Raw genomic sequence first — 20,778 nt, 5'->3', positions numbered from 1 at the left:
GGGAGAGGGTGGTTCTCCTCTCTGGGGTCAAGTTCTACCAGTTCAGTGGCGGCTCTGTTTAGAGGGCCGCCGCTTGTTATGGTTTGCAAGTTGTCTGGCAAAATAATAGGGATGCCCACGGTTGATGCGTGTTGCCTTCCCTTGTGGTTTATCCGGCTACGTCGGGTGATCTGGATTCCTTAGCCGAGGTTCTCGCGCAGGCTTTTCACCCCCCACTGGGTCTGCAGCGCTGGATCTACCCGATTCGCAAGCTAGGGATCCGCGAAGATTTGCGCCTCAAGCTGGCGGCCAGGGATCCCTGCTATTGCTGCCTGGCGGCGGCGGTGGGGGCCAAGGTGGTGGGAACTGCCGAGATCTCTCTGCGGCGCATGGCCCATGGCAAGTATCCCTATCTTTCCAACTTGGCGGTGCTGCCCGCTTGGCGGCGGCGCGGGATCGCCCGGCAGCTTTTGCTGAGCGCCGAAGGGGTGGTGCAGGGCTGGGGCTATCGCCAGTTGCATCTGCACGTGGTGGCGGACAATCTGCCCGCTCGACAACTCTATGCCCAACTGCGCTACACTCCCGTCCAGCGCACCTCTCAACTTTGGCAGTGGTTGGGGATCCCGCCCCAGCTTTTGCTCTGCAAGTGGCTGACGTAAAGTTATGTAAACTGGAAGGGGGGAGCTAGAGAGGTGTTGCCGTGATTGTCAAAAAAGTGGTGGGTAGGATTGGGCGCTGGCTGGGCCTGGCAGGGTTGTTTGCGGCTTTGCTGGTGAGCGTTGTGGGTGTTCAGTCTGCCCTGGCCCAGTGGGGCACCACTCCCCTGCCGGAGATCGGGGCGCCGGCCCCAGAGTTTGAGCTGCCGGATCAGTTGGGCCAGGTGCGGCGGCTGGCGGATTTTCGCGGCGAGTGGGTGGTGCTCTACTTCTATCCCCGCGACTTCACTTCCGGCTGCACGATCGAGGCCCGCCGCTTTCAGCAGGATCTGCCCAAGTTTCGGGCTCTGGGGGCGCAGATTGTGGGCGTAAGCGCCGACTCGGTGGACTCCCACCGGCGGTTTTGCACGGCAGAGGGGCTGCAATTTCCTTTGCTTTCCGATCCTGAGGGCACCGTTAGCCGCGCCTACGGCTCCTGGATGGGGGAGATGGCTCTGCGCAACACTTTTTTGATCGATCCTGACGGGATCCTGCGGGCCATCGACCCAATTGTCAATCCCTCTCGGCACAGCGCCGAGGTCTTGGCCCAGTTGCAAGAGCTGGCCCGGGCCGGCTAGTCCTGCGGGCCAAAGGTCTGCTCGAACTCTTGCAGCAGCTCGTCGATCTCCTCGAGGGCCTGGTTGACATCGATGCGCAAGCTGCCCAGGTCTGGCTTTTCCAAAAGCTTGACCAAAGCTGGCCGGCGCTCGCGAATGCGCTTGATGCGCTCTTTTAAGGCGGCAATTTCGGCTGCGTCCATGGCTACAGAGATTGTTTCAACTCCTCCAGCCTATCGCTTTCCCACCCGGATCGTCGCTCACCGCGGGGATCACAGCCACGTTGAGGAAAATACCCTGGCCGCTTTTACGGCGGCCATCGAAGGCGGGGCCGACGGGATCGAGCTGGATGTGCGCCGCAGCGGCGACGGGATCCCGCTGGTTTTTCACGATGCCGAGCTGGAGGGCCAGCCGTTGGCGGCGCTCACGTGGGCTGAGATCCGCGCCCGCAAGCCCTCGATTCCCAGCTTGGAAGAAGCGCTGCTCCACGTCAGGGGCAGGATTGCCCTCGATATCGAGCTGAAAGAGGCGGGCTATGAAGAACAGATCCTCGCCCTTATCGGCAAGCTCTTGACCCCTGCAGAGTGTGTGATCACTTCCTTTTTGCCCCAGGTGGTGCAACGGGTGAAAACTCTTCTGGGACGCTCGCACCTTGAAGGGGCCGCCCCCCAGGTTGGCCTGTTGGTGGAAGCGCCGCCGAGGGAAGAGCAGGGATCCCCCTTGGCCTATTGCCGCGAGCTGGGGGCCGACTTTCTCGCTCCCCACTACGCTTGGCTGGACTTGCCGTTTTTGGCAGCGGCAGCCCGGGCCGGGATCCCGCTCTACGTCTGGACGGTGAACGATCCGGAGATCATGGCCTTCTGTTTGCGCCCGCCTGGGGAGGATCCCGTGGTTCAGGGGCTGATCACCGACCGCCCCCAGTTGGCGCTGCAAATTCGCGCCCAGCTCTGGGCCGCCTCCTGAGGATCCCCTGCCCTAGACCATGGGCACAAATTGCACCGGGAAAGCGCCCTTTTGCACCACCCCTTCCGGGGTTTTGTGGAGGATCAGCAAGGATTGGGATCCCTGGCTTTCGCCCACCGGCACTACCAACCGGCCCCCCACCGCCAGTTGATCCAGGAGCAGCATCGGCAGGGTTGGGGGGGCTGCTGTGACCACGATGGCGTCGTAGGGAGCGTGTTCCGGCCAACCTTGATAGCCATCTCCCTGGCGCACCTCCACGTTGCGGTAGCCCAAGGCAGCAAGGGTTTGCTGGGCACGGGCGGCCAAGGGGGACAAACGCTCCAGACTATATACCTGTCGGGCCAGCTCGGCCAAAATAGCCGCCTGGTAGCCGGATCCGGTGCCGATCTCCAGCACCACCGACTCAGGGGTGAGGCGGGCCGCCTCGGTCATAAAGGCAACGATGTAAGGCTGAGAGATCGTCTGGCCGTAGCCAATGGGCAGCGGGCAATCCCTGTAGGCGCGATCCTGCAGCTCCGGAGGAACGAAAAGATGGCGCGGCACCTTGCGCATTGCTTCCAGCACCCGCGGATCGCGGATCCCCCGCTGCAAGATTTGCTCCCTCACCATCCGTTCCCGTTGGGCAGCAAAAGGACAAGCCTGCCTCTCCCCACCGCCAGCAGCAGGCTCAGGAGCCCCCAACTCGGCAGCCCGGATCCCTGGGTCGGCAGTCCTCCTAAAAAAAGATGAGAACAGTCTGACCATTGGCCTACACCCTCCCAAGATGATGGGCCGCGGGGATTTTGCTCGAATGCTGCGCCGCAATTGCACAAGATCGCGGATCCCTGAAGGCTTCCACCTCGATCCTGGCCCACTTTCCCAAGGACTTCCAGCTTTCATCAAGAGATTGTTGCCAAGCCTGCTGCCGCAAAGTCTCTCGACAACCCGGAAAGCTGAACCCCTAAGGGTTGGGGAGGGCCAAAATTGTAAAGTTTTGTGCGCGATCCGTCGGGACGAGCGATTGCTGGCCTTTCTTTGCCCGCTCTAGTCTTTAAGAGAAAACCAGAAGCTCTTGCCGGAATTGACACAAAAATGCGGCACAATACTCTTAAAACAGCAAATTTCCCGACTTGCGCTCATCCGCCAGAACAATGTTAATATCTGTGTCGGGAAGTCTCCGTACTCCCTCGCGAACGCACCTTGAAAACCTTATGGATTCAAGCTTTTCCGGGGGTAGGGTTGATCCCTACCTTTTCCCCGCAAGGGGACGGAAACGACAAGTGCCATCACCTTTTCCTGGACTGGAGATGAACGGTTGATCCCTACCTTTTCCCCGCAAGGGGACGGAAACGGCAGGGTGAAGCCTAGCCAGCGGCGCCGCTTGACGTGTTGATCCCTACCTTTTCCCCGCAAGGGGACGGAAACGGCGTGAGCACGCCATCGATGTTAATGGTGACTACAGTGTTGATCCCTACCTTTTCCCCGCAAGGGGACGGAAACAGAGCCGAGTACTTCTCGCTCGGCGGCTCTTCTTTCTCTGGGTTGATCCCTACCTTTTCCCCGCAAGGGGACGGAAACACCGGCAACTGGTTAAAGTCGCCGACGAAGACAAAGCGAACGTTGATCCCTACCTTTTCCCCGCAAGGGGACGGAAACTTATCCTTACGGACGTTCCCCCCGCGACAGGAGATGGCGTTGATCCCTACCTTTTCCCCGCAAGGGGACGGAAACGTCAAACGCTTGGCGCATCTCCCAGACCCCGGCTTCGAAGTTGATCCCTACCTTTTCCCCGCAAGGGGACGGAAACAGGATCTGGCAAGACCACGGCCCTGGGACGGACGGCGTTGATCCCTACCTTTTCCCCGCAAGGGGACGGAAACTACAGAACCACCCATTTGTCAGCTACTTTCGCTAAGGGTTGATCCCTACCTTTTCCCCGCAAGGGGACGGAAACGCAGGTGATCCGCCCAGGGGTACTGGCTCAGCGGGACGTGTTGATCCCTACCTTTTCCCCGCAAGGGGACGGAAACCCCAGCGCCGCCGTTTGACGTTGAGCCTGGGCAGGTAGAGGGGTTGATCCCTACCTTTTCCCCGCAAGGGGACGGAAACCTCTTGGGTCTCGTCGAATCTGACGTACCCATTAACAATTGGTTGATCCCTACCTTTTCCCCGCAAGGGGACGGAAACCACAGGTCGTAGAGCTGGTCGAAATTGGTGTCTTCTACGGGTTGATCCCTACCTTTTCCCCGCAAGGGGACGGAAACGTCGGGGGATCCGTCAACAGAGATCCCCATCTTGCTCAGGTTGATCCCTACCTTTTCCCCGCAAGGGGACGGAAACTCTACTAGCCTGCGTATGGGTGAAGGGGTTGCCCCAGGGCGGTTGATCCCTACCTTTTCCCCGCAAGGGGACGGAAACGTCAAAATAAAACCAACTCGGGATAGAAACCCCGAGTTGTTGATCCCTACCTTTTCCCCGCAAGGGGACGGAAACCGGCGGTGGAGTCCGCCTTCGGGGGTAACGTTCCCAAGCGTTGATCCCTACCTTTTCCCCGCAAGGGGACGGAAACGCCGAGATCACTTCCTTGAGGCTTCGCGCTTCTGCTTTCGCGTTGATCCCTACCTTTTCCCCGCAAGGGGACGGAAACACCAGGGCAGGATCTCGTGGTACCGGTCGGGCAGCGTCGTGTCGTTGATCCCTACCTTTTCCCCGCAAGGGGACGGAAACTTGTCTAGGTAGCAATAAATCACTAAAACCCGCTTGATTGTTGATCCCTACCTTTTCCCCGCAAGGGGACGGAAACGCAATTCGGGAGCCAGTAGCTCCCGTCGCTTAGGAGCATTAGTTGATCCCTACCTTTTCCCCGCAAGGGGACGGAAACCGCAACACCTCAAGGACACGCCCCCGCTCCAGGTGGGCCTGGTTGATCCCTACCTTTTCCCCGCAAGGGGACGGAAACTCGAACTGAACCCTGGTTGCATAATCTTCTTCAATCGTTGATCCCTACCTTTTCCCCGCAAGGGGACGGAAACTTGGATAACGAGTTCACGCTTCTGAGGTAGCAATACAGTATCCGGTTGATCCCTACCTTTTCCCCGCAAGGGGACGGAGTTGGACTTGGTGACAGATTAGGAACTGTCCTGGGGGTGTCTGGGGAAAAAGCCCAAGTTCACTAGACTGTAAATGTGATTTAGGGTACAGATTTATGACGACTGTCTCCGCTGCTGCTACCCCCGCTAGCACGACGCTGCTCAACATCTGGCAAGTGTTGGCCGAAAAGTTTGCCGATCACACTGCCCTCAGGGATCCCCATGCCCAGCCAGTCTTTGAGATTTCTTATGGTCAGCTCTTTCGCCGCATTCAGACCTTGGCTGCCGGTTTGCAAGCTTTGGGCATTCGCCCCGGGGATCGGGTGGCCATTTTTGCCGATAATTCCCCCCGCTGGCTGATGGCGGATCTGGCCACGCTGTTTACGGGAGCGGTCAATGTGCCCCGCAGCGCCGTGGCGGATCCGGCTGAGCTGGGCTACATTTTGCGCCACTCCGGCAGCACGGCTTTGATTGCCCAGGATGTGAAGACCCTGAGGCGGGTGCAGCCGGTTGTGCAGGAGCTGGGCCTGGAGCGGCTGCTGCTGCTGTCCGATGAAGAAGAGCCGGGGGTATTGAACTTTTCTCAGTGGCTGCAGAAAGGGCGGGAAGGCCGCTACGAGCCGCCGCGGCTGGAGCGATCCCAGTTGGCCACCATCATCTACACCTCTGGCACCTCTGGTCGCCCCAAGGGGGTGATGCTCAGCCACGGCAACCTGATGCACCAGGTGGAGAACTTGAGTGTGGTTGTACAGCCCCGGCCAGGGGATAAGGTGCTGACCATTCTGCCCACTTGGCATTCTTATGAGCGGGCCTGCGAGTATTTTCTCCTCAGCCAGGCCTGTACGCTGGTCTATACCAACCCTCGCTTTATCAAGCAGGATTTGCAACAGGAGCAGCCCCACTATCTGGTGGCAGTGCCCCGCATCTGGGAGACGGTTTACGAAGGGATCCAGAGACAATTAAAGGAAAAAAGCCCCCTCATGCAGCGGCTGATCCGCACCTTGATGGCGGCCAGCGAAGGCTACGTGCTCGCCGGGCGGATAGCCGGCAACCGGTCGATTTTGCACTACGGCGTCAGCCCTTGGGTGCGAGTGGGGGCCCGCCTGCAACAGGGGCTGCTCTGGCCTGTGCACCGCCTGGCCGATGCGCTCATCTACCGCAAGGTGCGGCAGGCTTTAGGCCCCAATTTTCAACAGGCCATCAGCGGCGGCGGATCCCTGCCCGCCTATCTGGACCTGTTTTACGAGGTGGTGGGCATTTCCATCCTCAACGGCTACGGCCTTACCGAAACCTCGCCAGTGCTGTGCGCGCGCCGTCCCGACAACAATGTGCGCGGCACGGCTGGCCCCCCCTTGCCAGGCACGGAGTTTCGCATTGTGGATCCGGAAACCCGGCAGCCGCTGCCCCCCCGTGCGAAGGGGCTGATCCTGGCGCGGGGGCCGCAGGTGATGATGGGCTACTACAACAATCCAGAGGCGACCGCCCAGGTGCTCAGCCCCGACGGCTGGTTTGAAACAGGGGATCTGGGCTGGCTCACCCCCGACGGGCAACTGGTGATCACCGGCAGGGCCAAGGACGTGATCGTGCTGCTTAACGGAGAGAACGTCGAGCCCCAGCCGCTGGAAGATGCCTGCCTGCAATCCCCTTACATCAGCCAAATGGTAATTGTCGGCCAGGACCAAAAGAAACTGGCCGCCCTCATCTACCCCAACCTGGACGCCCTCAAGGCTTGGGCCGCCGGGCAAGGGATCCCGGCTGCTGAGGCCGAGCTGCTGGCCCACCCGCAGGTGCGCGCGTTGATCTTGCGGGAGGTGCAAACCCGCATCCAGGAACGTCCCGGCTACCGGCCCCACGAGCAAATTGCCGACTTCCGCTTTTTGCCAGAGCCCCTGAGCGTGGAAAATGGCCTCCTGACCCAGACGCTGAAGATCAAGCGCAACCCGGTAGCCGAGCGCTATGCCCACCTCATCCAGGAGATGTATCCGACAGGGAGCTAAGTTTGGGATCCCCGTTGTTGCTCCAGGTGGCGCCGGAAGGTCTCCGGGGGAATGGCCCCCCGGTAGGCCCCACAGTAGTAGAGGGTGAGCACCGCCTTGTAGGCCCAATCGGTCGGCACCACGTCTGGGAAGGGGCTGGGCAGGGTGTCTGCTTGGTTGGCGGCGCAGGCCTGCAAGATCTGCTCCGTGGTGAGCTGTTCGGCCAGATCGGGGGGCAGCTCCCGCAGGTTGGGCTGGGCCAAAGCCGCTCCAGATAGGCTCAAACTGGAGAGAGCTGCGCCCACAAGAGCTTGGGTGAGGAGGTCTTGCACTTGCATTGGAAATGATCGACGAGGAGAAATCGGTCGGGTAAGTCCCTTCTCTAGGGTAGTACGGATGCAAAGAGCGTTTGGATCTGGATAGAAGTCTCAGCCGCTCTGTTCCCAGATTAAGATGCAAAAAAACCCGGAAGCAAAAGGAGACGGCGGGATCCCCGAACGGCCAATCCTCTCCTTGCGGGGTTGATGAAGTGTTGAGAACAGGTCGAGGCCAATGAGCTCATCCAAAGGGCCAAGTTTTGACAGCCTGGATCCGCCGGATCCCAAGCTAATCGATGCCTGTGTGCACTGCGGGTTTTGTCTGACCACCTGCCCCAGCTACCGCGTCCTCGGCAAGGAGACAGACTCGCCGCGGGGGCGCATCTATCAGATGGACGCCCTCAATCAGGGGCAGATTTCCCTTTCGGTGGCCACGGTTTCCCATTTCGATACCTGCCTGGGCTGTTTGGCCTGTGTTACCGCCTGCCCCTCAGGGGTGCGCTACGACCGGCTGATTGCCGCCACCCGCCCGCAAATCGAGCGCAACTACCCACGCGGTCTTTGGGATCGCCTGTACCGCCAATTTATCTTCTTCCTCTTCCCCTACCCGGAGCGGCTGCGGCCTCTGCTTTGGCCGCTTTGGCTCTATCAGAAGATGGGGATCGGCGCCTGGATCCGCCAAGGGCTGGAAAAAGTCTCCCCGCGACTGGCAGCTATGGAATCGCTCATGCCCCCTCTGGAGGTGGAGCAACTGCTGCCCAAGCGCTACCCGGAGCAGATCCCGGCGGTGGGCGAGCGCCGCTTTCGCGTGGGGCTGATCCTCGGCTGCGTGCAGCGCCTGTTTACCCCGCAGGTGAACGAGGCCAGCATTCGCGTCTTGACCCACAACGGCTGTGAGGTGGTGATCCCGCCTGCCCAGGGCTGTTGTGCGGCCTTGCCCCACCACCAAGGGCAACTGCAGCAGGCAGAAACCCTAGCCCGCCAGATGGTGGATGCTTTTGCCGGCTACGAACTGGATGCCATTTTGGTGACTGCCTCCGGCTGCGGCCACACCCTCAAGGAGTACGGCCACCTTTTGGCCAAGGATCCCGACTACCACGAGAAAGCGGCCCAGTTTGCGGCCAAAGTCAAGGATATCCAGGAGTTTCTCGCTCAGGTGGGGCTGACTGCTCCCCTGTACCCCCTGCAGCCGGATCCCTTGGTGCTGGCCTACCAAGATGCCTGCCACATGCTGCACGGGCAACGCCTCAGCCAAGAGCCGCGGCAACTGCTACGCCAGATTCCGGGGCTGGAGCTGCGGGATCCCGTCGATGCCGCCCTCTGCTGTGGCAGCTCCGGCGTCTACAACCTGCTGCAACCCCAGATAGCAGATGAGCTGGGATCCCAGAAGGTGGCCAACCTCCTCAACACTGGTGCCCAGGGGATCGTCTCCGCCAACATCGGCTGCCGCCTGCAAATCCAGAAGCACCTGCAGGGCAAAGCCGGGATCCCCATTTATCACCCGATGGAACTCCTGGATCGCGCCCTGCAACCGGCGGCAACTCCTTAACCCCCCTCTCCCTCTGGGAGAGGGGCCGGGGGTGAGGGATGGGAGAGGGGCCGGGGGTGAGGGCTATTCCAGCAACAGGCGCAAGTCCAGGTGGGGCCGCCACCGCTCCGCCAGCCGCTCCAGCAATTGCTCCCGCTGCTGAGCATAGTGGCCTTCCAGCTCCGGCAAGGGATCCCAGCCTTTTTGGCGGCGCAACTCGTTTAGCCAGTGTCGCCGCCAGCGGTGATTGTCGAAGAGGCCGTGCAGATAGCTGCCCCAAATCCGGCCCGTGGGATCCCGCCAGCCCAGGTTCTCTTGGTCGAAGATCGGCAGGCAGCCAGCGGGATCCGCCTGGGTGGATCCCTGGTGGATTTCGTACCCCTGGACGGGAGCAGGAGCGGGCCAGCAGCTTTGTGTCTGCACCTGCCGGGTAACTTTGGTGGGGTGCAAAACAGTGGTCAGAGGGAGAAAGCCCAGCCCTGGGTAGGTGCCGGCAACTCCCTCTAGGCCATCGGGATCGGCGAGGGTTTCCCCCAACATCTGCAGTCCGCCGCAGATGCCGACGATGTGGCCGGAATAGTGGCGCAGTTGGTCGGCCAGGCCGGTCTTTTGCAATGCCAACAGATCCTTGAGGGTGGTTTTGCTGCCGGGCAGGATGACGACATCGGGGGATCCCAGGCTTTGGCCGGGGTGAATCCAGCGCAGATGGACGCTGGGCTCGGCCAGCAAGGGGTCGAAATCGGAGAAATTGGCCACCTGGGGCAGGCGAACCACGGCGATTTCCAGGGAGTCTTCCCGCCTGGGACGGCGATTTTCCCAGAGTTGGGGGCCGGCCTCGATGCCCAGCGAATCTTCCTGGGGCAGCACCCAATCCAGCCAGGGCAGAACCCCAACCACCGGGATCCCGGTGTAGCTCTCCAGCCAATCCAGGCCGGGCTGCAGCAGCTCCCGCGAGCCGCGAAACTTGTTGATAACAATGCCGCGGATCAGGGCTCGTTCTTCCGGTTCCAGCAGTTGCAGCGTGCCCACCACATGGGCCAGCGCCCCACCCCGGTCGATGTCCGCCACCAGCCAAGTGGGGGATCCCAAATGCAAGGCGACCCGCATATTTGCCAAATCCCGATGCTTGAGGTTCACCTCCGCCGGGCTGCCTGCCCCCTCGCAAACGATCCAGTCGTACTGCTGTTGTAAGCGGGCCAGGGCTTCTTTGACCGCTTGCCAGGCCGGCGCAAACCAGCGTTCGTAATACTCGCCGGCGCGGCAGGTGCCCACCGCCACTCCATTCAAGACGATCTGGGAAGTCAGGTTGCCCTGGGGCTTCAACAGGATCGGGTTCATCTCCACCGCAGGCGGGATCCCGGCGGCCCAGGCTTGCAGAGCCTGCGCGTAGGCGATCTCTTTGCCCTCGGCGGTGACATAGGCGTTGAGGGACATATTCTGAGCTTTGAAAGGGGCAACCCTTTTTCCTGCTTTCTTGAGAAGGCGACAGAGGGCCGTTACCAAAAGGGTTTTGCCCACATGGGAAGAAGTTCCCACCACCATCAAGGCTCGACCTGAACGGCTCACCCCGGATCCCTCACCCTTGGTTGCAAGCTGTCGCCATTCTCTCCACCGACCGTCGCGCCCAGACAGGGCATCCGTCGGCAAAAGCGACTCCCCAGTTCCCCCGATCAAAACGCTTGCAGTGTAGATTCGCGGCTGCGGGCCTACAACAGATCCCAGCAACCTGCGCCTCTGCACTTGCCAGACTTTGAGCTGGGGCAGATGGATTCGAACCACCGAATGGCGGGACCAAAACCCGCTGCCTTACCGCTTGGCGATGCCCCAATTCACATTGCTTAACCAGCTTAACTAATGTAGCGATGCAGGCTCAGGTCTGTCAACGGTTGCGCTGGCCTCCTGTATCGTGGGGAAGCGGCAGCTCTTCGCCAAGGCCGGAGCCAGCGTCAAAGGGGTTCAGAGAGAGAATGCGAGCCACCTCGAAGAAATAGGCACGGATCTCCGGCCCAAAGTAGATGACATCCCCACTCTTCAGGTAGTGGGTAGCCACCCGCGTGCCGTTGACAAACACCCCATTGGTACTGGCCTGCCCCTTGCGGTTGCCGTCGATCAGGCAGTAGGTAAACCCTGTCCGGCTGGACTGGGTGGACACCCGCACCAGGTAAGCATGGCGACGCGAGACAAACCGGTTGACGATCTGAATGGCGTTGGAGGGATCCCGGCCAACCGTGTAGATGTTCTCCCGCAGGATGTAGCTGCAGGGCCGCACAGGATGGCAAACGGACAGGGTAAACTCCGGGTGAGACAACGGCTGCTCAGGGACTTGGTCGAACAGATCCAGCGGCAGGTCAAAGCCTTGGCTGGAAAGAGAACTCCCCCCGCCCACCTCTGTGATGGAGGTCAAAAACTCGTCGTAGCTCTGTGGCAACAGCGTTTCCTCCTCGACGCTCAACCGCATGCCCGGCAGCCTAGCTCTTCAAGTCTAAGCCCTTAAACCTTAGAGTTCCTCAAAACCCTACCCTTTCCAAAAAACTCGGCCTCGGCAGGCTGTCGGAAAACCCACAAGCCTTGATGTACCCTACTATACGCCACAGGCGGCTTTGGAGATACTCCGTTTCCCAAAGAAAATTAGGTTTGGGTTCAAGTCAAAGCTACTCGTGTTTTAACGGATCCCTTGGGAGCCACAGCCTTGGCCGCGGGCGGGCTATTCTGGGTAGCAGGTTTGTAGCCTTGAGGTGTGGGTGTGACGGAGGCCCTGTTGCGTCGGTTGGATGTGGCCACAGAGGCGGCTCTGGAGGCAGGGGCTTTGCTGCGCAGTTACGTGGGGGGCAACCTTGCCATTGAGGAGAAACGCCCGGGCGACCTGGTGACGACAGCGGATCGCGCTTCCGAGGAGCTGATCATAAAAATCTTGAGGCGGCACTTCCCCGAAGACGTGATCTTGACGGAAGAATCCGGCCAGCAGGGATCCCCGCAGGGCACCTACGCCTGGATGATCGATCCCCTCGATGGCACCACCAACTTTGCCCACGGCTATCCCTTTGCTGCCGTTTCTATTGGTCTGCTGGAGGGGCGGGAGCCGGTGCTAGGAGTGGTCTGCGACATCTTTCGCGGGGATCTCTTTCGCGCCGTGCAGGGGATGGGAGCCACCCGCAACCGCCAGCCCATCCGCGTCTCCTCTACTACCGAACTCTCCCGCAGCCTCTTGGTAACCGGCTTTGCCTATGACCGGCGCGAAACCCCGGACAACAACTACGCTGAGTTCTGCCACTTCACCCACCTCACCCAGGGAGTGCGCCGGGGCGGATCGGCTGCCCTGGACTTGGCCTACGTGGCCACCGGCCAGTTGGACGGCTATTGGGAGCGAGGTCTCTCCCCCTGGGACATTGCCGCCGGGATTGTCTTGGTGCGAGAGGCCGGCGGCAAGGTCACTGCCTACGATGGCAGCCCGGTGGATGTGTACAGTGGCCGCCTGCTGGCCAGCAACGGCTGGTTACACGCTGCTCTTCAGGAAGAACTGGCCCAGGTCAGCCCCCTGCCGGTCTCCTTCCCCATGCGGCGGCCTCGAGAGCGAAACGGCCAAAGATAAAGATGAGGTAAAGTTCAGGCAAAAATTGGGTAAGCTTTACGCACAGGCCCTTATGGCTCCTTCCCAAGGTCAGAGAGATAGCTTGGCCGGGAAAACACTCCGGCGTTGTTGTTGGGCGGCAGGGTTTGGCCTGGCGCTTCTCTTGGGGATCCCGGCCTACCCTCAGCCTGCCCAAAAACCGGCCCTGCCCGCTCCTGCCGGCGAGCGAGCCCAGCCCCCCGATTCCCGTTGGGCCGAAATTCAGGCGCGGGGGCGCATCCGGGTTGGCCTGGATCCCAGCCTGGGCCCGGCTTACCTCTACACCGACCTAGAGCGGCAAACCTACGCCGGCTTTGAGTGGGATATCCTCGAGGCGCTTGCCCAGACGCTGCAGGTGCAGGTGGAGCCCGTCTACGTGGCTTGGAGTCAGCAGTTGGCGGCTTTGCAAGCGGATGAGGTGGATCTCATCTGGGGGGCGCGGGAAGCTTTGGGCTTGGATCCACAGCAATTTCTCGCCACCCGACCCTACTACCTCAGCCCCCAGCGCTTGGTGGTACGGGATCCGGGGCCAGGGGAAACTCCCATTGAGGCGCTGTCGCAATTATTTGGCCGCAAAGTGGGCATTGTAGTGAACAGTACGGGAGCAGCTCTGTTGGAGGCGTACAACGAGAGGCGGGGCAACGCCATTCGTCTTTTTGCCACCAGCAACCCGGAGCGCCTGTTTGCTCAGCTCCAGGCCGGCCAGTTGGATGCCGTACTCGTCGATCAGCCCGTTGCCGCCCTGAGCCTGCGCCAGGCAGGATCCCGGCTGCGCCTGGCGGGGCCGCCTCTGTTCCCGATTCCTCTGGTGGGCGTGGTATCCTCGCAGCATCCTTCTCTGAAGGAAGCCGTGGATGGGGCAATCGCAATCCTGACCGAGAACGGAACTTTGCAACGCATCTTGGAGAAGTGGCAACTATGGGATCCAACTCTGATGTCCCCCGCCTCAGCCGAGGACTAGCCCGCTACGAGACGGACCATTTCGCCATCTTGGGCGTACCCCTCACCGCCGACTCCAAGGGGATCCGGCGCGGCTACTTGCAGGCGGCCAAGGCCCTGCACCCGGATCGCTTTGTCGGGGATCCGGAAGGGGCAGAGCGGGCCAACGTCCTCTTTGCCAAGCTGGTCAGCCCGGCCAACGAAGTGCTGACCAAGGAGCGGGAACGGTCAGAATACGAGACTGTGCTCAAGCTGCGCGTTCAACGCCTGCTGGAGTCGCCGCCCCCCGATCTGTGGCCCACTGGAGAAGCCGTCAAAGACCTGGCCGAGCGCTCTGATTGGCAGGAAGAATACGTCCGGCGAGTGGAGAAGCTGGCCAAAGAGCAATACAGCTCTATGACCACGCTGCTGGAGAAAACCGAGCAACTGAGCGAGCTGAACCTGGCCTACCTGCTGCTCAAAGCCGGCTACAAAGGGATCCCCGCCCCTGCCGCCAGAACCACCACCCTGACTGGGATCCCAACCCCTTCCCCCAGCCGCACCACCTTGGGTGGGATCCCGGCCAGCTCCCCCGTTCCGTCTCCTACTGCCCCGCCCACCCCGCCCCCAACTCCGCAACTCAGCCCCGCTGAGACTCGCTTCCTGCAGGCGCTGGACATGATCGAGCGCAAGCAATACCGGGATGCGGTGCAGTATCTGAACTTCGCCATCAGCGCCCAGCCCAACGTGGCCCGCTACTATCTGCACCGGGGTATCGCCCACCTCAAGCAGGGCAACGCCGGCATGGCCAAGGCCGACTTCCTGCAGGCCAGCCGCCTTGAGCCGGCCAACGCCGAGTTGATGGCGGAGGTGCGCCGCTGGTTGCAGCAGGTCACCACCCAGCAGCCGGTTCCCGTCCCTGCCGCCAGCCGCCAGACGTCCCAAGCCCAGAAAATCGTGCCACCGCCGCGCAAAGAAGACAACGGCGGCTTCTGGAGCCGCCTCTTTGGCAAGAAAAAGTAGGCCAAACTCCGCTCAGGAAGCGCCCCCCAGCACCAGCAGCGTGACCAGGGATCCCGTATTCCAGAGGCTGTGCAGCAGGATGGGGGCCAACAGGTTGCGGCTGTGGCTGTACACCACCCCCAGCACCACCCCCAGCATGGTCAGCGGCAGCAGATCGGAAAGGTTGAGGTGGGCAAGGGCAAAGGTGAAGGCGCTGAGCAAGATGGCAGCCCCCATCGGCAAGTAGCGGCTCAGCGTAGGCAGCCAAAAGCCCCGGAACAGCACCTCCTCAAAAACGGGGGCACAGACAGACACCACGGCCAAAAACAGCAAGCGCGCCCCCCAGCCGTGGCTGTCCAGCAGCAGCGGCAAGATGGGGTTCCCACCCCCTGCTTGGGGCAGCAGCAACTGCGACAGCGCCGCTGCCAGCACCACCAAAGGTAGGGCCACCCAGTAGCCGCATAGGCCCCAGAGCGGCCAAGGGCCCCACAGCCGCACCTGCAACGCCTTCTGCCAACCGGGATAGATCCGAAGAAGCCGGTACAACAGCGCCGCCCCCAGCAGAGCGCCGGCGTTGTAGGTGAGAAACAAGGCCACCGCCTGATGCCAAGGGCTGAGCTGTTGTGCCCCCAAGCCGAGCAGAACCATGTAAAGGCGAGGCACCAAGGTATTGAGGAGAATGAACCCCAAAAACCAACCGGTCAGCACCGCCTGCGCTCCGATCCCCGGCCAAGGCACCTCCCACGGCGGGCCGAGGAGCGGACGTTGGCGCCAGAAGCTCCAGCCCAGCCAACCCAACAGGAGGATTAGCCCCAGCAGCGCCCCCAGCATCGGGATCCCGCCCACCACTGCCAGCCGGAACAGAGCTGCCAAGGCCAATTTTTCCTGCTCCTGGTTGAGGGCATTGAGGCTGTCGCTGCGCTGTTGCAGCCGGTAGAGCTGCTGCAGGGCCACTGCCTCAAACCAGCCGTCCAGGTGGTTGCGGATCTGCACCTCGGCCTCCGGCAAGATGCGCCGTGGCGTTCCCCACAGCCCTTGCAAGAGCCGCGCCACCCCTTTTTGGCGGGATTCCAGCTCCAAGGGACGTTCTGGATCGATCACCTGCTGCCACTGCTGCTGGGCTGCCTCCAGATCCTCCTGGTAGGCGGAGAGCAGGCCCAGGCGCAGCCGCAGGGCGTCCAGCTCCGCCTGCAGCTCCTGGACAGAAGCCAGCAGAACGGGATCCACTTCTTCTGGAGTTGAGGCCGGCCCCACCGCATCCGAGAGGCTGGCCAATTCGGATCTGCCCGCCTCCGAGGGAGTCGCCCTTTCCAGCCGTGCCATCCGTTTGAGGCGCTGCAGGCGTTCGGCGTAGTTGTCGGCCACCTGCCGGTAGCGATTGTGGGCCAGCTCGAAAACGTTCTGCCCCAGCAAAGCCCGCGCCAGATCCTGATAGCGGGGATCGTCGAGGGTGCGGGCAGCCTGCAGGGCGAGATGGGTTTGCAACAGATCCAACCGCGTTTGGGGCGGCGGCTGAAACCAACTGCTGGAAAGCGAAAGCCCGACAATCAAAAGGGCCAATAGGCTCAGCAGGTTGAGGATCCCACGGCGAACAGAAAGCCAATGGGGATCGACCGAGGCCGTGGCGTCAGAGGGAGACATGACAGCAACAGAGGCAACTCCAGCGGGTTATATCCTAGCTTCTATTGGCTTCGGCAGGATGAAGGGGTCAGCGGCGCTCTAGCCAATAACGGTAGATGGGCAGCCCCAACTGCAGACACTGCCACTCCCGCTCGGTAGGAATACCGAAGGGGTTGTCATCGATGGGCCCCTGGCAGGGATCCCAAAACTGCGGATGGTCTAAAAATCGAGCTGCCATTTCCTCGGCCACTTCCCGCACGTCCGACTGCAGGAAGACGGGGCTGCCCGGTTGCAGCAGCAGGGCCAGATCCGCCACCAGTTGCGGTTGGACGATCCGCCGTTTGTGATGGCGCTTTTTAAACCAGGGATCCGGAAATTGGATGGTGACTCGGCTGAGATCCCCCGGGGCAAATAGATGCCGCAGCGAGACGTTGATGTTGGCAAAGAGGAAATGGACGTTATCCAGCCCCAGCTCGTCCCGCCAAGCATTGGCCCGCTCCACCAGCGGCTGTCGAATCTCCACGCCCAAAAAGTTCCAGTCGGGCTGCTCCTGGGCGATGCGCAGCAAAAAGCGTCCGCTCCCGCTGCCGATATCCAAATGAAAGGGTTGCCCCAGCCGCCGGTACACCCGTTCCCAGTGGGGCGGGGGGGTGGGCTGTTGGTATTGCGCCTGTAGGGGGTTGACGTGTTGCCGCAGCCGCTGGCCAAGACCTTTCTGCAGCGGGATCCCTGCCCAAGCGGGGGAGTCCTTCTCAGGTTGGGTTACCTGCTGTGCCCGTTGCACGTCTGTTTCCATAGACCACCTCCTGCCGCTAGCTTCAGCCCTCCCCCCAAGGGATCCCAAAAGATCCCCCAGTTGGGATGGAAAGGTAGAGGAGCTCTAGGCTACCACCGGATGCTGTCGATGACTTGCCGCAGGATCTGGGCCGAGCGGTGCAGTTGCTGTTGCTCGCTCTCGGTGAGGGACATGGCCAGCGTGCGCTCCACCCCCTGCCGACCGACCACTCTCGGCAAACTGAGGCAGACCTCCGGCAGACCATACTCCCCCTGGGTGAGGCTGCTCACGGTTAAAACGCGCCGCTGATCCCGTACCAGGGCCTGGACAATTTGCGTCACCCCCAGACCAATGGCATAGCTGGTGGCCCCTTTGCGGCGGATGATCTCATAGGCGGCATTGCGCACCTGCTCGAAAATATCCCCCAACTGGGCGGGATCCCACTCCGGCGAGAGCTGGCCAATCGGCGTGCCGGCAATGTTCACCTTGCTCCAGACGGCCACCTCGCTATCTCCGTGTTCGCCGATAATGTAGGCGTGCAGGCTGCGCGGATCCACCCCCAGCCGCCGGGCCAAAAGATAGCGGAAGCGGGCCGTATCCAACACCGTGCCCGATCCCAGCACCTGCCCCGCCGGCAGCCCCGACACCTTCAGGGAAACATAGGTCATGATATCGACGGGGTTGCTCACCACCAGGAAAATGGCGCTGGGGCAATGCTCCATCAGGGCCGGGATCAGGCTTTTGAAAATCTCAACGTTGCGGTGAACCAGATCCAAACGGGTTTCGCCAGGCCGCTGCTTGGCTCCCGCCGTCACAATCACGACGTCTGAGCCGGCGCAATCGGCCAGCTCTCCCGCCCAGATCCGCGTCGGCTCCACAAAAGGGATCCCGTGCACCAGATCCATCACTTCCCCTTCCAGCTTGGCGCGGTCGATGTCGTGAAGAACCAGCTCATCGAGGGTGTTCTGGATCACCATCGAGTAGGCACAGGCCATGCCCACCTGCCCGGCGCCGATGATGGATCCCTTCAAAAGGCGGCGAGAAGTCAGCCCACTGGCTTGCTGCTCAAAGGGTTGCTTGGGTTGGCGCTCAGAAACGGTCATGGCTTCAGCCGCTACGCTTCCCTTCCCAGCTTAAGCCTGGCCAAGCGGAGAGCAAAATAGCATTGGGTAGTCCTCAACTCCGTTGCTGGGTTAGCCGTTGCCAAAGCTCCAGAGGAATGCGCTCGTGAGGACACTTCAGGGACCGAATCTGAGCCAGATCTTCCGGCAAGTAGTGCAAAGCCACCCGCGCCGTTGCATCGAGGAGACTGCGCCGCCGCTGGGGATGTTGCTCGGCTTCTCCCAAAAACACATCCAGCCAGCCATCCTGCTCCTGGTAGCGCATCCGCAAAGCAGAGAGAGAAGGCAGGGACTCTTGGCGGTAGAGCTGGAAGCCCTGCTCAGGGCTCCACCCCAGCCACCACTGGGGCGCCAGTTGCCCCAACTGCCGACACCACACGCCCGCCTGCACCTGTTGCCATGTCATGCTTGCCACTCCGCGACCCGTTCTCCTGAGAAGGCTTAACTGCAAATCTTTAGCAATTGCCATTTGGGTAAGCACTTTACCAGACCTTCCCAGCTTGATGCAACTCTTTATCAAAGAAAACCCCTACCATGCCCCTAATTTATTGAAAGTAGTTGCAATAGAGATATCCTGTAGCTGAGTTAAGTGGTGGAGTTATATCCCTCAGTCTGACTCTCTATCTCTCTATGTTGTGGAAACAGCGGGGATCCCGCGGCGGCAGGATGTGGGTCATCTGCGTCTTCTCCGGGCCTGGTTGAGGTTCTTTGCTAATGCAAGTAATTCTAACTAGCAAGAGTATGGCTGATCGTGTTGATGCCCGGTTATGCTCCCAGCACCTACTGGCCGGCTTCCATGTAACAGCGGTCAAAGAAAATGGCCGCAGCGGCTTTCAACTCGACCGGCCAGTTTCAAGGATCCCGGCAGCAGTGGGCAACAGTATCCTGTAAGCTGGTTGAGTCAGAGGCCCTTCTGGTTTGGGATTGGTGCATCCGGGTCGTAGCTATCGCCGTCTCATCCCTTTTATCCGGCCCCATCTGTGGATGTTGTTGTTGGGGCTGACCTGCACTCTTGGCTTTGTCCTGACCATGCCCGCGCTTGCCTACTTGATCGAGTGGGTGGCCCGCTCCATCGGCGCCGGGGATCTGGGGCAATTGCGGACGCTGGCCCTGATTGGAGTGGTGTTTTTCTTGGTGCGTGGCGCCTTCCAGTACGGCCAAGACACCCTGATGGCGAGGGCTTCCCTGCAAATGGTGTTGGAATTGCGCCAACAGATCTATGCCCATTTGCAAGCGCTGGATGTGGATTATTTTTCCGGCAGCCGCACCGGCGATCTGGTCTATCGCCTGACAGGGGATCTGGATCGGGTGGGAGAGGTGGTGCAACGCTTTTTCCACCGTTTCATCCCCAGCGTGCTCACCATCTTGGCGGTGGTGGCCTACCTGTTTTATCTCAACGGCATTCTCACCTTGACCACCCTGCTGATCGCCCCCCTGATGGCCGCTTTGATCAGTTGGTTTGGGGATCGCCTCTTGTTTCGCTCCCGCCTCAACCAAGAGAAGATGTCGGATTTGGCCGCCCTCTTGACAGAAGTGTTTGCCGGCATCAGTCTCACTCGCGCCTTTGCGGCCGAGGACTACGAAATTCGCCGCTTCAGTGCCATTGCCGAAAGCAACCGCCTGGCCCGGTTTCAGACCGAGCAGGTGAAAGCCATCCAAGACCCGGTGGTGGGTTTCCTGTACGCCATGAGCGTGTTGGGGGTGTTTTGGGTGGGCGGCTGGCAAATTAGCCAGGGCAACCTGACCGGCAGCCAGTTTCTCGGCTTTATTGCCGGTGTTGCCATGTTGATCGACCCCATTGTGCACATCACCAACAACTACAGCGAGCTGAAACAGGGTGAGGCTTCGGTGGAGCGGATTTTCGAGCTGCTGAACACTCGCTCGCAGATCCGGGAGCTGCCCGGCGCTCGGCCTATGCCCCCCATTCAGGGCTGGGTGGAGTTCGAGCAAGTTTCCTTTGCCTACAAACCGGATCAGCCGGTGCTCAAGGAAATCAGCTTTCAGGTGTCTCCCGGCGAGATCGTGGCCTTGGTGGGATCCTCCGGTGCCGGCAAATCCACCCTGGTGAGCTTGATTCCCCGCTTTTACGATCCGCAGCAGGGCTGCATCCGCATCGACGGCATCGACATCCGCACCGTCACCCTCAAGAGCCTGCGCCGCCAGATTGGCATTGTGCCGCAGGAGATCACCCTGTTTTCGGGAACCATTGCCAGCAACATCGCCTACGGACAAGAGCAGTTTGACCTGGAAGCGGTACGCCAGGCGGCCCAGGTGGCCAACATCGACACCTTTATCGAGAGCTTACCCGATGGCTACGCCACCCGCGTGGGAGAACGCGGGGTCACCCTTTCCGGCGGACAACGGCAACGGCTGGCCATTGCCCGCGCCGTGTTGCTCAACCCCAAGATCTTGATCCTGGACGAGGCCACCTCTGCTTTGGACAACGAGTCGGAAGCGTTGGTGCAGGAGGCGCTGCAACGGCTGATGCAACGCTGCACCGTTTTTGTTATCGCCCACCGCCTCTCGACAGTGCGCACCGCCCACCGCATTTTTGTCTTGGAGCAAGGGCAACTGCTGGAGCAAGGAAATCACCGCGAGCTGCTGGGCAAAGGGGGGCGCTACGCCCAGTTTCACCTGCGCCAGTTTCAGTAG

General features: G+C 61.1%; 19 protein-coding genes, 1 tRNA gene and 1 CRISPR repeat array. Of the genes, 10 read left to right on the top strand and 10 right to left on the bottom strand.

The genetic code is table 11. The annotated features are described in order from the left end of the window. The first annotated feature begins 128 nt into the window (after window positions 1-128). Together NW862_RS00420 and NW862_RS00415 are read left to right on the top strand one after the other, a co-directional pair. The gene (locus NW862_RS00420; RefSeq protein WP_414332792.1) at window positions 129-638 is read left to right on the top strand and encodes an N-acetyltransferase family protein; all 510 of its coding nucleotides are present in this window, start codon (window positions 129-131) and stop codon (window positions 636-638) included. 44 nt (window positions 639-682) lie between these two features. Then, window positions 683-1,252, top strand: coding sequence for a peroxiredoxin (locus tag NW862_RS00415; protein ID WP_414332803.1), 570 nt, complete (start codon window positions 683-685; stop codon window positions 1,250-1,252). On the opposite strand, the gene NW862_RS00410 is transcribed toward NW862_RS00415, so the two are convergent. Further along, a complete protein-coding gene (locus NW862_RS00410; protein WP_414332794.1) occupies window positions 1,249-1,434 on the bottom strand; it encodes a hypothetical protein in 186 nt (61 codons plus the stop codon). The genes NW862_RS00415 and NW862_RS00410 overlap by 4 nt on opposite strands. Between NW862_RS00410 and NW862_RS00405 the strand changes: the two genes are divergently transcribed. Next, window positions 1,433-2,194, top strand: a complete 762-nt coding sequence (locus NW862_RS00405) for a glycerophosphodiester phosphodiesterase (RefSeq protein WP_414347132.1) — start codon at window positions 1,433-1,435, stop codon at window positions 2,192-2,194. The two genes, NW862_RS00410 and NW862_RS00405, sit on opposite strands and share 2 nt — an antisense overlap. 12 nt (window positions 2,195-2,206) lie before the next feature. Here the strand turns inward: NW862_RS00405 and NW862_RS00400 are convergent, their stop codons facing one another. After that, the gene (locus NW862_RS00400) at window positions 2,207-2,938 is read right to left on the bottom strand and encodes a protein-L-isoaspartate(D-aspartate) O-methyltransferase (protein WP_414332798.1); all 732 of its coding nucleotides are present in this window, start codon (window positions 2,936-2,938) and stop codon (window positions 2,207-2,209) included. A 473-nt stretch (window positions 2,939-3,411) separates the two neighbouring features. Continuing rightward, a CRISPR array of direct repeats spans window positions 3,412-5,286; the repeat unit is 37 nt; unit sequence GTTGATCCCTACCTTTTCCCCGCAAGGGGACGGAAAC. A 92-nt stretch (window positions 5,287-5,378) separates the two neighbouring features. Here NW862_RS00400 and NW862_RS00395 point away from each other — a divergent pair. Continuing rightward, window positions 5,379-7,259, top strand: a complete 1,881-nt coding sequence (locus tag NW862_RS00395; protein WP_414426825.1) for an AMP-dependent synthetase/ligase — start codon at window positions 5,379-5,381, stop codon at window positions 7,257-7,259. Here NW862_RS00395 and NW862_RS00390 read toward each other — a convergent pair. After that, window positions 7,256-7,576: a hypothetical protein gene (locus tag NW862_RS00390; RefSeq protein WP_414336065.1), complete on the bottom strand. Its 321-nt coding sequence runs from the start codon at window positions 7,574-7,576 to the stop codon at window positions 7,256-7,258. The two genes, NW862_RS00395 and NW862_RS00390, sit on opposite strands and share 4 nt — an antisense overlap. A 214-nt stretch (window positions 7,577-7,790) precedes the next feature. Between NW862_RS00390 and NW862_RS00385 the strand changes: the two genes are divergently transcribed. Next, window positions 7,791-9,104 (top strand): (Fe-S)-binding protein, encoded by a 1,314-nt coding sequence (locus NW862_RS00385; protein WP_414368560.1) that lies wholly within the window; start codon window positions 7,791-7,793, stop codon window positions 9,102-9,104. 63 nt (window positions 9,105-9,167) lie between these two features. Here NW862_RS00385 and NW862_RS00380 read toward each other — a convergent pair whose 3' ends face one another. The 3 genes from NW862_RS00380 to NW862_RS00370 all read right to left on the bottom strand — a co-directional run bounded on the left by NW862_RS00380 (window position 9,168) and on the right by NW862_RS00370 (window position 11,541). Then, window positions 9,168-10,625, bottom strand: a complete 1,458-nt coding sequence (locus NW862_RS00380; protein WP_414333762.1) for a cobyric acid synthase — start codon at window positions 10,623-10,625, stop codon at window positions 9,168-9,170. Between the two features lie 213 nt (window positions 10,626-10,838). Beyond that, a tRNA-Gln gene (locus NW862_RS00375) sits at window positions 10,839-10,910 on the bottom strand. Between the two features lie 52 nt (window positions 10,911-10,962). Continuing rightward, window positions 10,963-11,541 carry an FHA domain-containing protein gene (locus tag NW862_RS00370; protein ID WP_414333756.1) on the bottom strand — a complete coding sequence of 193 codons (579 nt, stop codon included), beginning with the start codon at window positions 11,539-11,541 and terminating at the stop codon, window positions 10,963-10,965. A gap of 279 nt (window positions 11,542-11,820) precedes the next feature. Between NW862_RS00370 and NW862_RS00365 the strand changes: the two genes are divergently transcribed. From NW862_RS00365 to NW862_RS00355, 3 genes are all read left to right on the top strand, one after another. Continuing rightward, window positions 11,821-12,672 carry an inositol monophosphatase family protein gene (locus NW862_RS00365; protein WP_414333754.1) on the top strand — a complete coding sequence of 284 codons (852 nt, stop codon included), beginning with the start codon at window positions 11,821-11,823 and terminating at the stop codon, window positions 12,670-12,672. Between the two features lie 82 nt (window positions 12,673-12,754). Next, window positions 12,755-13,651: an ABC transporter substrate-binding protein gene (locus NW862_RS00360; RefSeq protein WP_414347345.1), complete on the top strand. Its 897-nt coding sequence runs from the start codon at window positions 12,755-12,757 to the stop codon at window positions 13,649-13,651. Continuing rightward, window positions 13,609-14,631 (top strand): J domain-containing protein, encoded by a 1,023-nt coding sequence (locus NW862_RS00355; RefSeq protein WP_414333752.1) that lies wholly within the window; start codon window positions 13,609-13,611, stop codon window positions 14,629-14,631. Before NW862_RS00360 ends, NW862_RS00355 begins: the two co-directional genes overlap by 43 nt. Before the next feature lie 12 nt (window positions 14,632-14,643). Here the strand turns inward: NW862_RS00355 and NW862_RS00350 are convergent, their stop codons facing one another. From NW862_RS00350 to NW862_RS00335, 4 genes are all read right to left on the bottom strand, one after another. Next, complete coding sequence (locus NW862_RS00350) at window positions 14,644-16,251, bottom strand: type II CAAX prenyl endopeptidase Rce1 family protein (RefSeq protein WP_414347351.1); 1,608 nt, start codon at window positions 16,249-16,251, stop codon at window positions 14,644-14,646. Between the two features lie 67 nt (window positions 16,252-16,318). After that, window positions 16,319-17,026, bottom strand: coding sequence for a tRNA (guanosine(46)-N7)-methyltransferase TrmB (gene trmB, locus NW862_RS00345; protein ID WP_414333748.1), 708 nt, complete (start codon window positions 17,024-17,026; stop codon window positions 16,319-16,321). Between the two features lie 89 nt (window positions 17,027-17,115). After that, a complete protein-coding gene (locus NW862_RS00340; protein WP_414333761.1) occupies window positions 17,116-18,036 on the bottom strand; it encodes an L-lactate dehydrogenase in 921 nt (306 codons plus the stop codon). 145 nt (window positions 18,037-18,181) lie between these two features. After that, the gene (locus tag NW862_RS00335) at window positions 18,182-18,532 is read right to left on the bottom strand and encodes a hypothetical protein (RefSeq protein WP_414333746.1); all 351 of its coding nucleotides are present in this window, start codon (window positions 18,530-18,532) and stop codon (window positions 18,182-18,184) included. Between the two features lie 335 nt (window positions 18,533-18,867). On the opposite strand from NW862_RS00335, the gene NW862_RS00330 reads away from it, so the two are divergent. After that, window positions 18,868-19,017: a hypothetical protein gene (locus NW862_RS00330; protein ID WP_414347990.1), complete on the top strand. Its 150-nt coding sequence runs from the start codon at window positions 18,868-18,870 to the stop codon at window positions 19,015-19,017. Window positions 19,018-19,053: 36 nt separating this feature from the next. Continuing rightward, window positions 19,054-20,778: an ABC transporter ATP-binding protein gene (locus tag NW862_RS00325; RefSeq protein WP_414333744.1), complete on the top strand. Its 1,725-nt coding sequence runs from the start codon at window positions 19,054-19,056 to the stop codon at window positions 20,776-20,778.

Origin of the sequence: Synechococcus sp. H55.8 (assembly GCF_047462375.1) — a bacterium.
Taxonomy (GTDB): Bacteria; Cyanobacteriota; Cyanobacteriia; order Thermostichales; family Thermostichaceae; genus Thermostichus.
This window is presented reverse-complemented; position numbering and strand designations above follow the sequence as displayed.